General features: G+C 66.6%; 12 protein-coding genes. 4 read left to right on the forward strand and 8 right to left on the reverse strand.

The genetic code is table 11. The features are described 5' to 3' along the window. Positions 1 to 7 precede the first annotated feature (7 nt). Entirely contained in the window at positions 8 to 2,449 is a 2,442-nt protein-coding gene (locus FB478_RS14830; protein WP_144600993.1) for a phosphoketolase, read from the reverse strand. A 222-nt stretch (positions 2,450 to 2,671) separates the two neighbouring features. Here FB478_RS14830 and FB478_RS14835 point away from each other — a divergent pair, with 222 nt between their 5' ends. Then, on the forward strand, positions 2,672 to 3,271 hold the full coding sequence (locus tag FB478_RS14835) for a hypothetical protein (RefSeq protein WP_056388417.1): 600 nt from the start codon (positions 2,672 to 2,674) through the stop codon (positions 3,269 to 3,271). A gap of 51 nt (positions 3,272 to 3,322) precedes the next feature. On the opposite strand, the gene FB478_RS14840 is transcribed toward FB478_RS14835, so the two are convergent. The 4 genes from FB478_RS14840 to serS form a co-directional block, all read right to left on the reverse strand. Beyond that, on the reverse strand, positions 3,323 to 3,907 hold the full coding sequence (locus tag FB478_RS14840) for a histidine phosphatase family protein (protein WP_134165316.1): 585 nt from the start codon (positions 3,905 to 3,907) through the stop codon (positions 3,323 to 3,325). Between the two features lie 62 nt (positions 3,908 to 3,969). Beyond that, positions 3,970 to 4,863 carry an HAD family hydrolase gene (locus FB478_RS14845; RefSeq protein ID WP_026265932.1) on the reverse strand — a complete coding sequence of 298 codons (894 nt, stop codon included), beginning with the start codon at positions 4,861 to 4,863 and terminating at the stop codon, positions 3,970 to 3,972. A 195-nt stretch (positions 4,864 to 5,058) separates the two neighbouring features. Beyond that, positions 5,059 to 6,102: a type IV toxin-antitoxin system AbiEi family antitoxin domain-containing protein gene (locus FB478_RS14850; RefSeq protein WP_144600994.1), complete on the reverse strand. Its 1,044-nt coding sequence runs from the start codon at positions 6,100 to 6,102 to the stop codon at positions 5,059 to 5,061. Positions 6,103 to 6,240: 138 nt separating this feature from the next. Further along, complete coding sequence (serS, locus tag FB478_RS14855; RefSeq protein ID WP_026265933.1) at positions 6,241 to 7,521, reverse strand: serine--tRNA ligase; 1,281 nt, start codon at positions 7,519 to 7,521, stop codon at positions 6,241 to 6,243. Positions 7,522 to 7,612: 91 nt separating this feature from the next. Here serS and FB478_RS14860 point away from each other — a divergent pair, with 91 nt between their 5' ends. Continuing rightward, complete coding sequence (locus FB478_RS14860) at positions 7,613 to 8,695, forward strand: diacylglycerol kinase family protein (protein WP_144600995.1); 1,083 nt, start codon at positions 7,613 to 7,615, stop codon at positions 8,693 to 8,695. Positions 8,696 to 8,762: 67 nt separating this feature from the next. On the opposite strand, the gene FB478_RS14865 is transcribed toward FB478_RS14860, so the two are convergent. From FB478_RS14865 to FB478_RS14875, 3 genes are all read right to left on the reverse strand, one after another. Then, the gene (locus FB478_RS14865; RefSeq protein WP_018770274.1) at positions 8,763 to 8,966 is read right to left on the reverse strand and encodes a hypothetical protein; all 204 of its coding nucleotides are present in this window, start codon (positions 8,964 to 8,966) and stop codon (positions 8,763 to 8,765) included. 94 nt (positions 8,967 to 9,060) lie between these two features. Then, complete coding sequence (gene pheA / locus FB478_RS14870; protein WP_018770275.1) at positions 9,061 to 10,041, reverse strand: prephenate dehydratase; 981 nt, start codon at positions 10,039 to 10,041, stop codon at positions 9,061 to 9,063. Continuing rightward, positions 10,041 to 10,367, reverse strand: coding sequence for a rhodanese-like domain-containing protein (locus FB478_RS14875; protein ID WP_056388424.1), 327 nt, complete (start codon positions 10,365 to 10,367; stop codon positions 10,041 to 10,043). The genes pheA and FB478_RS14875 overlap by 1 nt, the downstream gene beginning before the upstream one ends. Positions 10,368 to 10,576: 209 nt before the next feature. Between FB478_RS14875 and FB478_RS14880 the strand changes: the two genes are divergently transcribed. Continuing rightward, positions 10,577 to 11,986: an amidase gene (locus tag FB478_RS14880; RefSeq protein ID WP_144600997.1), complete on the forward strand. Its 1,410-nt coding sequence runs from the start codon at positions 10,577 to 10,579 to the stop codon at positions 11,984 to 11,986. Positions 11,987 to 12,134: 148 nt separating this feature from the next. Further along, a complete protein-coding gene (locus FB478_RS14885) occupies positions 12,135 to 12,359 on the forward strand; it encodes a hypothetical protein (protein ID WP_018770278.1) in 225 nt (74 codons plus the stop codon). Positions 12,360 to 12,429 lie beyond the last annotated feature (70 nt).

Consider the following 12,429-nt stretch of genomic DNA (forward strand, 5'->3'; position numbering starts at 1 on the left):
GTGGGGGTCAGCCGCCCAGCTTCCAGTTCCGGATCTCCTCCGGGTCCTCGCCGTGGGTGCGGGTGTGCTCGCGCGCCCGGTTGCGGCGGTCCTGCAGGTCCTGGCGCAGGAGCGAGTGCTTCTCAGCCAGGCCGGGTACCCGGTCGATCGTGTCGATAGCCAGGGTGAACCGGTCGATTCCGTTGAGCATGGCCATGTCGAACGGCGTGGTGGTGGTCCCCTCTTCTTTATAGCCGTGCACGTGGAGGCCCTGCTGGTTGGTCCGCCGGTAGGCCAGCCGGTGGATCAGCGCCGGGTAGCCGTGGTACGCGAAGATGACCGGCTTGTCGGCGGTGAAAATCCCGTCGAAGTCATGGCCGGGGAGGCCGTGTGGGTGCTCGCTGTCGTCCTGCAGCCGCATCAGGTCCACCACGTTCACCACCCGCACCTTGAGTCCGGGCGCGCCCTTCCGGAGCAGTTCGGCGGCCGCCACGGTCTCCACGGTGGGGACGTCACCGGCGCAGGCCAGGACGACGTCGGGCTCCTCGCCGGGCACCTCGGAACCGGCAAACGTCCAGATCCCCAGGCCGCGGCGGCAATGGTTGGCGGCATCGGCCGGACCGAGCCAGGTGGGTGAGGGCTGCTTCCCACTCACCACGATGTTCACGTAGTCCGTGGAGGCCAGGCAGTGCTCCATGACGGAGAGCAGGGTGTTGGTGTCCGGCGGCAGGTAGACCCGGATGACCTCGGCCTTCTTGTTCACGGCGTGGTCGATGAAGCCGGGGTCCTGGTGCGAGAAGCCGTTGTGGTCCTGCTGCCACACGTGCGACGACAGCAGGTAGTTCAGGGATGGCACCGGCTGGCGCCAGTGCAGCTTCCGGGAGACCTTCAGCCATTTGGCGTGCTGGTTGAACATGGAGTCGACAATGTGGACGAAGGCCTCGTAGCAGTTGAAGACGCCGTGCCGGCCGGTGAGGAGGTACCCCTCCAGCCAGCCCTGGCACAGGTGCTCGCTCAGCACCTCCAGGACCCGGCCGGAGCGCGCAAGGTGCTCGTCGACGTCGTCGATCCTGTACTGCCACACCTTGTCGGTGACCTCATAGACGTTCTGCAGCCGGTTGGAGGCCGTCTCGTCCGGGCCGAACAGCCGGAAGTTATCCATGTTCTGCGCAATCACGTCCCGCATCCAGGATCCGAGCGTAACCATGGGGCTGACCCGCTCGGTGCCCGGGCTGGGAACCTCCACGGCGTGGTCGCGGTAGGCGGGCAGCTTCAGCGCGCGCCTCAACAATCCGCCGTTGGCATGCGGTGTGGCACTCATGCGGAAGTCGCCCGTGGGCGCACCTTCGGCGACGTCGGGCCGGAGCCGGCCGTCGCCGTCGAACAGTTCCGCCGGCCGGTAGGACTGCAGCCACTCCTCCAGCTGCTTCAGGTGCTCGCCGTTGGTGCGGACCTCGGACAGCGGCACCTGGTGGGCCCGCCAGGTGCCTTCCACCTGCAGCCCGTCAACCATGCGGGGTCCGGTCCAGCCCTTGGGCGAGCGCAACACGATCAGGGGCCAGCGGTGTCCGCCCTCCCCCGCCTCTTCACCGGAAGCGTCCTGCCGGTGGGCATCCTGGATGGCCTTGATATCCGCCAGGCACCGGTCCAGGACGCCGGCGAAATCGCGGTGCGCCTTTTCGGTGTCGTCCGGGTCCGCCACCGTGACGAAGTACGGTTGGTGCCCGTATCCGCGCAGCAGCTGCTCCAGCTGGTCCTGGGGCATCCGGGCCAGGATGGTGGGGTTGGCAATCTTGTAGCCGTTCAGGTGCAGGATGGGCAGGACGGCACCATCCACGGCGGGATCAAGGAAGTTGTGGGAGTGCCAGCTGGCGGCCAGTGGACCGGTTTCCGCCTCGCCGTCGCCAATCACCACGGCGGTCACCAGCTGCGGGTTGTCGAACACCGATCCGTACGCGTGGGCCAGGGAGTACCCCAGCTCCCCGCCTTCGCTGATGGAGCCGGGGGTTTCCGGGGCCGCGTGGCTGGGGATTCCGCCGGGGTAGGAGAACTGCCGGAAGAGTTCGGCCAGGCCTGCCTCGTCATTGCCCACGTGGGCATAGATTTCGGAGTAGGTCCCCTCCATCCAGGCATTGGCGACGACGGCGGGACCGCCATGGCCGGGACCGGCGACGAAGAGCATCTCCAGGGAGTCGCGGCGGATCACGCGGTTCAGGTGGGCGTAGACGAAGTTGAGTCCGGGGGTGGTGCCCCAGTGCCCCAGCAGGCGGGACTTGGTGTCCTCTGCCTGCAGCGGTTCCCGCAGCAGGGGGTTGGACCGGAGGTAGATCTGCCCCACCGAAAGATAGTTGGCGGCCCGCCACCATTTGTCGACGAGGCCCAGGTCTTCCTGCCCCGGCCCCTCCTGCCGTGCGCCGCCCTGCTGCACGTCGTCCTGCTGCATCTCATCCTGCCCAGTGCTGCCGGCCATAACCATCCTCACGTCGGGTGTGCCGCTGCAGGCGGCCGTTCCCCCATGGCAACAGATGGAGGGGCAGGCAGGCAAGCCCCGCCGTCGGGCTTTCCGCTCTTGCCACCCCGCGCCAGCCGGCATGGGCTCGCCCGGGCCGGGAAAATCTCCTGCCCAACCGGCAACCGGGCCCTGCAATCGGCCGTTCCGTAGTTCCTACTTCCGGGTAGTGTGGATCCAGAAATGTTCACGTTGACCATCAATCAGACGGACAGCCGGCGCGACGGCGACCAGGTGCCGCAGCTGCTCAAGGCGCTGCGGCACATCCCTGCGCGCCTGGACTTCGACCGGTCGGTGGAGGACGAAGTCCAGGGAATCGTCGACTGCCCGCACCAGGCCGTGGATGCCGCACTGATCGCACTTCGCAGCGGGCACTGGTACGTGGGGATCGGCGCGGGGCCGGTAAATGAGCCGCTGCCCAACCAGATCAAGGACGCCTCCGGCCACGGTCTGGTGTACGCGCGCCGGGCCGTGGACAGGCTCCGCAGCAGCAAGGAGCGGATCCCGGTGGCGGTGGAAGGGCCGCTGGCCGATGTCGCCCACGACGCCGAGGCCATCCTCAGGCTGCTGGGCCATATCGTGCGTGACCGTTCCGATGCTGAATGGCGGGTGCTGGACCTGCTGACCCCCGGTGTCCGGGGGCAGCAAAAAGCCGTGGCGCAGGAACTCGGCATTACCACCCAGGCCGTCAGTAAAGCGGTGGCCCGGGCGCAGTGGAACGAGGAGCACGGCGCCCGGCCCGCAGCTGCCAGGTTGCTGGCACTGATCCTCGAAGCCCGGTAGCCAGCTGACTGTCCAGGCAGCGCTCGTTAGCTACCTTCCGGGCCGGCCGGCCTAGTTGCCGGCGGCTGCCATCACGGGCTCGCCGTTGAAGTACTCCAGTTTCCAGCCGTCCACCGCGTGGTGGTGCGCCAGGTTCAGCACCGCGTTGTCCACGCTCGCCAGGGTCTGGCCAATGGCCCGGCTGAGGCTCACGCGCAGCAGGGTGCCGTGGGTGACCACCAGCAGCCGCTGGCCGCGGAACTCCTCCGCCAGCGCCTCAAGTGCGGCAAGGCCGCGGTCGGCGGCCTCGTCTTCACTTTCCGCGCCCTTGAAGCCGCCCGGAATGCGCAGCGCGTCCAGTTCGGGTCCGGCCTGCATCCCTTCGGCCGGGCCGAAACTGCGCTCGGTGAGTTCCGGAACGCGCCGGGAAACCGCCAGCCCGAGCCCTTCGGCAATCAGGTCTGCGGTTTCCGCGGCACGGCTGAGGGGCGACGAAACGATTGCGTCCCATTCGTACGGGGCAAGGACGGCGACGGCGTCCCTCGCCTGGCCGCGTCCGACGTCGTTCAAGGGGATGTCGGTGGCTCCCTGCAACCGGCGCTCGGCATTCCAGTCGGTCTGGCCATGGCGGACGAGGGCGAACGTCGTAAGGGTCATGCTTCTATTCTGCCTTGACCCAGGACGCGGTCCGGAATCGGGACGGACGGAAGTACCCCGGCCTAGAGGAGGCTGCGCAGCACGTGGGCGGCGCCGTCGTCGTGCACTGAATGGGTGACCTCATCAGCGGCGGCCACCACCTCCGCCGGAGCCTGGCCCATGGCTACACCCCGGCCGGCCCAGGTGAGCATCTCGATGTCGTTCCGGCCGTCACCGACGGCGACGGTGAGGTGCTCTTCAAAACCAAGGCGGACCCGAAGGTTTTCCAGGGCGCTGGCCTTGGTCACCCCTGCGGCAGCGATATCCAGCCACGCAGTCCATCCCACCGAATAGGTCACTCCCGCCAGGCCCACGTGGTTGATGGCCTCGTTGAACTCCTCCGGCGTGTTTTCGGTGCTGAAGACCACCACGCGGACGGCGGTGGCTTCCAGCATGGTGTGGAAGTCCACGCCCACGGCCTCCACCCCGAAGCTGGCGTCCTGGAACCGCTCGGTGGAGAGGAAATTGCCGTCGGCATCCTCGAGTGCGTACTTGGCGGACGGGAGGCGCTCCCGGAGCGCACGCAGGGCCGGAGCGGGATCGAACGTGGCCTTGTGGATCACTTCGTAGCCGTTTTCGAGTTCCGGGTGGAGCCGGAGCGTTACGCCGCCGTTGCAGCAGACGGCGTATCCGCGCTCGATTCCGATCTTCTCGATGATGGGAAGGGTGGCGTTCAGGGAGCGTCCGGTGGCGATCATCACCTCGTGCCCCGCTGCAACCACGGCCTGGGCGGCTTCCCGCACATCAGGGGACATGTGGCCGTCGTGGTTCACCAGGGTGCCGTCCACGTCCAGGGCGACCATGAACTTCTGGTCCACACCGGCGAAGCCGAGGGTGTTGGTGTTGGTGTTGTTGTTCGGATTGTTGTCTCGCCGGTCATCGTTGCCGGCGACTGAGGTTTCAGTCAGCGTTGTCATCCACATAGTGAACCAGACGTAACTGACACGCGCTAGGACGCAGGACACAGGTTTATTGAACTGTTGGTAAACACGGCGGATTCCCACATCCCGGCGGTCCCTCGCGCAGCAGATCCCCCTGGGCGGACGAGTCCCCGTCTTCCCTGGACCAACAGTCCTCACCTCGTTCGCACATCCGTGCCTTCACGGTTCTGATTAGCGAACCAGCTTCTGATTCGCGGGCGAGGACGTGCCGCAGCCCGGGCGGAGTCCGGCTGCCAGGAGCTTGCACCGCAGCCGGCTGGGGTCCGTGAGGTCAGCCCATCGCCAGCGAACAAAGCCGTGGCCCAGCGCCCGGATCCGGTCCTCGCGGAGCTTCTCCCGATATACGGCCTCGTCAGCTGTGATCCCGTCACGCAGGGCGGCCTGGACGTACTTCCCCTTGCCGTCGAACTCACCCACCACCCCCTGGGAAGGCCACCAGAAATCGCTCCTGCCGATGAAGCCGTTGCCGTCCTTAAAGACGTGTTGAAGTTCGGGCTGTTCGAAATCAAGGAACTCAAAGATGGCCCGGCTGTACGACTCCCCAACGGACTCCGGCTGGGGGCTCGCCAGGGCAGCGACCCGCTCCGCGCGGCGCCGGGCAGCCGCAGACGGAAGAGCCGCTATGCCGGCGGCAATGCCCGGCACGGACAGAAGGTTGGCACCATGATCCACAACGCCGTCGGCCAGGAGTCTGCGGGCGGCCCCGTCTGCGAGTACCAGTGCCTGGCTCAGGTTCGTGGAGGAAATGACATCAACGGTGGTCTCCATGAGTCCTGTGCAGAGGAACTCCCCATGGCGGACAGGTTCCAGCACGCTCTTGAGCCGGTACCTAAGCGGATAGGAACGCGTGCGGCGTACGTCTTGGGCCGTTCTGTCCCCGCCCAGGACCAACAGCGGCGATTTCCTGATGCCGCTTCGGCCGGGCAAGGCAGTCGCCAACTCCACGCACGGTGGCGTTCCCAGCGTCGGCAGACCGCTCGCCACCGCTGCCGTTTGCCCGCACAAAACGGCACCTTTGACCGATCTGGCGAGTGACGTCGTCGTCCATGCGACGCGCTGGGACGGCAGCGCGTTGAGCCAGTCCTCGGTGGAGACGTAGAAGCCGCGCCGAATCCGCACCAATTGCCCTGCTTTGAAGGCGCGGTGCACGCCGTCGGTGCCGGCGCCCGTGCGGAGAATGGCGGCAGTATCAATCAGTCCGGGCGGCATATCCATTCAAACAGGATGTTGGACCATGGAAGCGCGGTCACCGGTCCGCTGCCTGTATGTGGACAAGCGTCCGTCAGGCCTAAGCATGTTCGCGGATCAGAACCATGAAGGTCCTGATCCGCGAACAAGCTTATGAAAGCTCCCTTAGAGAACCGGCAGGACCTCGAGGCCGCCCAGGTACTTCTGCAGCGCCTTGGGCACGTTGACGGAGCCGTCCGGGTTCTGGTGGTGCTCCAGCAGCGCCACGATCCAGCGCGTGGTGGCCAGGGTGCCGTTCAGGGTGGCCACTGCCCGGGTGCCCTTGGCGACGCCCTCGGAGTTCACCACGCGCTCACGGATATTCAGGCGGCGCGCCTGGAAGGTGGTGCAGTTGGAGGTGGAGGTCAGCTCGCGGTAGGCGCCCTGCGTGGGAACCCAGGCTTCGCAGTCGTACTTGCGTGCGGCGGAGGTGCCGAGGTCACCGGCAGCGGTGTCAATCACGCGGTACGGCAGTTCGCACTTGGCCAGCATTTCCTCTTCCCATGCCAGGAGGCGCTGGTGCTCGGCGGCGGCCTCTTCAACAGTGGTGTAGATGAACATCTCCACCTTGTTGAACTGGTGGACGCGGATAATGCCGCGGGTGTCCTTGCCGTGCGAGCCGGCCTCGCGGCGGTAGCAGGAGCTCTGGCCGGCGTAGCGGATGGGGCCCTTGGAGAAGTCCAGGATCTCGTCTGCGTGGTACCCGGCCAGGGCAACCTCGGAGGTGCCCACCAGGTAAAGGTCGTCTTCGGCGAGTCGGTAGATCTCGGCGTCGTGCTTCACATCGAAGCCGGTCCCCTGCATGGTCTCGGGACGCACCAGCGTGGGGGTGATCATAGGCACGAAACCTGCCTCGATGGCCTGGTCCATGGCCATCTGCAGCAGGGCCATCTCCAGCCGCGCACCCACACCGCGCAGGAAGTAGAACCGGGCACCGGAGACCTTGGCACCGCGTTCCATATCTATGGCACCGATCAGCTCGCCAATCTCCAAGTGGTCGCGCGGCTCGAAGTCCGGGAATTCACGGGGGGTGCCGACGGTCTTGACCACCACGTAGTCGTCCTCGCCGCCCTCGGGCACGCCGTCCTCAATAAGGTTGGGGATGGTGCGCAGGAGTTCTTCCTGCTTGGTCTGCGCGGCATCGGCCTCGGCAGACGCAGCCTTAACCGAGTTGGCGAGCTCCTTGACCTCTGCCAGCAACGCCTGCTTCTCTTCACCCTTGGCCTGCGCCACCTTCTTGCCGAACACGTTCTGCTCGGCGCGGAGGTTTTCAAAGCGGATCAGGGCAGCGCGGCGGGCGGAATCCGCGGAGATGATCGCGTCCACCACTGATTCGTCCGCGCCACGGGCACGCTGGCTGGCACGGTATTTCTCCGGGTTTTCGCTGAGGTCTTTTACGTCGATCACCACACAAGGGTATCCAATACCGCGCACGACGGCGGGCGGCAGGGTGCGTGCCCCCACGCGCCGCCGCCCGCACGGCTACTGTTGAAGCACCATGAGCGACTGGATTCTCTACCTGCTGATTGCGGTGGCGCTTGCCTTCGCCACGTCCAGCTGGTGGGGGGTGCGCCGCCTCAAAGCACTGCATATGCGCAGCACCGTGGCGGGGGAAGTTTACGACTCCGGGCTGGCGCAGCAGCGGGTGGCCGTGGTCCTGAATCCAATCAAGGCGCGGGCCGGGGAAGCGAGGGAAATCATCCAGCGCGCCTGCCTGGCAGCCGGGTGGGAGGAGCCTGTCTTCTTCGAGACGACGGCGGAGGACCCCGGCTTTTCCCAGATGCAGGCCGTCCTGGCCGGCAAGCCGGACGTCGTCCTTGCGGGCGGCGGCGACGGTACCGTCCGGGTGGTGGCCGAGGCCCTGGCGCACACGGACATTGCCATGGGTTTGATTCCACTGGGTACCGGCAACCTGCTGGCGCGGAACGTGGACCTGGATGTGAACGACCTTCACGGCAACGTCCAGACAGCACTCTTCGGCCGCCAGCGCTACATCGACACCGCACGGATGGCCATCGAGAACTCCCGGACCGGCCACTACTCCGAGCACATCTTCCTGGTGATCGCCGGGATAGGCATGGATGCCGAGATCCTGGCCGACACCAATGACGGGTTGAAGAAGGCGGTGGGCTGGCTCGCGTACACGGAGGCGGGCGTACGCCACCTGCCGGGCCGGCGAAAGAAGGTTTCCATTGCGCTGGACGGAAACCCGGAGCAGGTAAGGAATATCCGCAGTGTGCTTTTCGCCAATTGCGGCCTTGTCCCCGGCGGCATCGACCTGATCCCGCAGGCCATGATCGACGACGGCATGCTCGACGTTGTGGTGATGAGCCCCCGCAGCGCGCTGGGGTGGCTGCTGATGTACGTGAAAATCATGTTCAAGCACAGCGGCAAGCTGCCCATCATGACCGTTTACCGGTCAGGCAGGGTGGTGATCAAGTGCCCCGAACCCATGCCCACACAGCTCGACGGCGACACCTCGGGTGAAGCCACGCAGCTCACCGTCCAGGTTCTGCCGCGGTCACTCCTGGTCCGGGTCAAGCGGGACGTCCATGGCAGCAGTGCCACGGCGGTGCGTTAGCAAAGGTGCGTTGACAAAAGAGCGCTGACAGCGCTGTTACGTGACAAAAGCAAGAGTGCTGCGCGGCTCAGGCGCTGGCCTGCTTCTTTGCATCGGCGGCCGCCTTGGCGGCAGCGTGGGCTTCAGACTGCTCGCGGATCATGGCCTGCTCTTCCTCGAAGCGCAGGCGGTCGGCGCGGTCAGCGTCATCCCCGTCCCAGTCCTGGTTGTCAGCGGCCGGCTTGGGGTTGACGATCATCCCCTGGCCGTCGTTCTCAGTGCTGCTGGTCATGACCCTCTCCCTTCGTCAGGGGCCATACCCCGTGTGGATCAAGCAAGCATACGCATTGTCCGCAGCCCGCGGAAGTAGTTCCCAAGCCATTTGCCTACGCTCTGGGCGAAGCTGCGGAACCGGTTTCACCTGCGAAGGATTCTGCATCGAGTATGGATTCCACCCATGATTGGGCCGCAGAGAACGCCGCGTCGGAGACATAGGCCGGGACCGGCGTCTGCTGCTTGTCTGCCCGGGCGTACGAGCCAAGGAAACGCGTCCCCGGGCTGATGCGGTGCAGCCCCGCCAGCGCGTCGGCCACCCTCGCCTCGCCTGCGTGGCCGTCGGCATCAATGCTGAAGAAGTAGTGTCCCAGGTACTGGCCCGTGGGCCGGGACTCGATCCGGCTGAGGTTGACGCCGCGGCTGGCGAACTGGTCCAGGATCTCCATCAGGGCTCCGGGACGGTCCTCCGGAAGCGGCACCACCACCGTGGTTTTGTCCGCACCGGTCCGGGCCGGCAGGGCCCCTGGCAGGCTCACCAGGATGAAGCGGGTGACCGCACCCGGGTTGTCACCGATATCCTCCGCCAGCACGGACAGTCCAGCATGTTCGCTGGCCACCAGCGGCGCGCAGATGGCCGCGTCGTAGTGGCAGTCGGCCGCCAGCAACCCCACGGCCGCGGCGGCGGTTGAGGAACCGGGAACGTATTCCGCATCGGGTATGTTCTTGTCCATCCACAGCCTGCACTGGGCCCAGGCGTGGCCGTGCGTGGAAACGCGCCGGACATCTTCCAACCGAGCCCCGGGACGGGTTACCAGGACAAAGCTGATGGGAATCAGGACCTCGCGGATGATCCGCAGTTCCTGGCCGGTGGCGATGGCGTCCAGCGTGGCCGTGACACCGCCCTCCACGGAGTTCTCGATGGGGACCATGGCGGCGTCGGCCGCACCTTCACGGACCTTCCCAAGGGCGGAGTTGACGTTCGACGCCGGGATCCTCACCGCCTCAAGGGCATCGGGTACCTGGAGGAGGGCAGCCTCGGTGAAGGTGCCTTCCGGACCCAGGAACGTGTAGGTGCGGGAAGTACCGGCCACTAAAGCACCAACGGCTTGAGTCCGTTGTCCGAAACCAAAGGTTTGCCGGCCTCCAGCCACTGGTCCATCCCGCCCGAGACGTTGATGGCGGAATATCCCTGGCCGGTGAGCCATTGGGCAACGCGGAAGGAGCGGCCGCCCGTACGGCAGATGACATAGAGGTCCTCGTCCGGATCGAGCTCACCCAGCCGGGCCGGGATCTGGTCCATGGGGATGTGGAGTGCGCCGTCAGCGTGGCCGGCGACCCATTCGTAGTCCTCCCGGACGTCCAGGATCACCGCGTCAGCGGGAATGTCATGCACGGGGACGGTATCGAAGTCACTCATCGGAGTCCTGTCTTGGCGGATCAGAGTCAGGTTTAAGCCTAGCTCTTCCGCCCCCTTCCACCGTGAACAGGTATGCAAAAAGCCCCGGGTTAGGCTGGTGAAGCCCAAGGAGGTTTTCATGTCCCAACAGCCCGCCGCCCTCCCCGCACCCCCGGCTCCGGCCGCCCGCACGGAACGGCCTGCCGGTGCGCAAACGGAGTCCCGGTTCCGTGACTGAAGTCCATGAGCTTTCGGCACTGGCCCTGCGGGACCTCCTGCGGAGTGGAGCAGTGTCCGCCGCGGAGGCCGCCGCCCATTTCCTGGCCCGGACCGGCCAGCGGAACGCCCTTCTCGGCGCCTTCATCACCGTGACCGCGGAACAGGCCATGGACCAGGCCAAGGCGGCCGATGCCCTGCATGCCCGCGCCGACGCCGATGACCTGCCTGTGCTGCACGGCATGCCGCTTGCCTTCAAGGACCTGACGGACGTGGCCGGGGTGGTGACCACTCACGGCAGTGCCGCCCTTGACCACAAACCCGCCCCCGCCGACGCTCCGCTGGTGTCCCTCTTCAAGGACGCCGGCGTGGTTTCGCTGGGCAAGACACAGGTACCTGAATTCGGACTGACGGCCTACAGCGAAAACCGCATCGCACCGCCGTCGCGCAATCCCCATGCACCCAGCAGGAGTTCGGGAGGTTCGTCCGGCGGCAGTGCAGCGGCCGTGGCAGCGGGGCTGCTGCCTTTCGCTCCGGGGACCGACGGCGGCGGGTCAGTCCGCATCCCGGCGGCAGCATGCGGCCTGGTGGGCCTGAAGCCGGGCCGGGGGCTGGTGGCAGCCGGGGAAAGTGCCGGCGATCCCGCGCGGCTGGTGGTGCCCGGTCCCCTTGCCCACAGCACGGAGGACGCGGCGCTGATGATGGACGTCATGGTCCCGGGAAACCACTACCTCCGGGCAGTGCAACAAGAGGAGCCGCCGCGGCTGCGGATCGGCGTCACCCTGGACAGCCCGTGGTCCGGCACGTTTCCCTTCACGCCCGAACAGGACGCCCTGGACGCGCTCCGTGCCGGTGAGGCCCTCCTGGAACACGCCGGCCACAGCCTGGGTGATGCATCCGTCCGCTACGACAACCGTTACCCGGATGCCTTCACGACGGCGTGGACCGCCGGGGTGGGCGCAGCCAGGATCAGTCCGACGCGTGAAGCTCTGCTGGCCCCCTTGACGCGGACCTTCCGCCGTCGGGCACAGCAGCGCAGCCCCGCCAAGCTCGCGGAGGCACTGGCATTCCTGCGGCAGTTCCAGCATGACACGGTGGCGCAGTACGGGCAGTGGGACCTGATGCTGATGCCGGCCCTGGCGCAGACGCCGCGGCCGGTGGGATGGTTTACCGGCACGGCGCATGGCGGGGAGCGCTGGCCGTCGGCGCAGTGGCCCGGGGACGCCGACGGCGACTACCGGAAGCAGTGCGAATACGCCCCGTGGTCCTCCATGGTGAATGTGTGCGGCCTGCCGGCCATCACCGTTCCCGTGCACTGGACCGCGGGTAGCGCCGGCAGTGGACTTCCCATGGGAATCCAACTTGTTGGCCCCATGGGCTCCGAAGCCCTCCTCCTGCAGGTGGCCCACCAGCTGGGCTACTAGGGAAACTTCGGGAAGCTCCGCCGGAGGGCAGATGTTGACCTGCTCCTAACACCGGCTTAATCCGCTGGTAACCCTGGCGGCGCACACTTGAAGGAGCACCTTTCAGCACCCTCCATTCGCCCTCCGCCCGATGAGGAGTTGCCCCACCATGAACGTTGAACACCCTGCCCCAGGCACCGAAGCCACCATAACGGCAGACGACGGACGTCCAGACATGAGCAACTCGAACGTCAGGGAAGACCTGGCGATGACCGGCCGGTGCGCGCTGGTCCACCTGCCCACGGGACGGACCTGCCTCCTTCCCCTCCGGCATCAGGGGCCCTGCGAGTTCCACCGCCCGCAGGAGGCACAGGACGTGGTTGACGGCGCCTGATAATCGCGGACATTACTCCTGCGGCCGCTGAGGCCTCTGGTGCGTTCGTTGCCCCTGGACTGGGTTGGCG

Origin of the sequence: Arthrobacter sp. AG367 (assembly GCF_007828995.1) — a bacterium.
GTDB lineage: Bacteria > Actinomycetota > Actinomycetes > Actinomycetales > Micrococcaceae > Arthrobacter.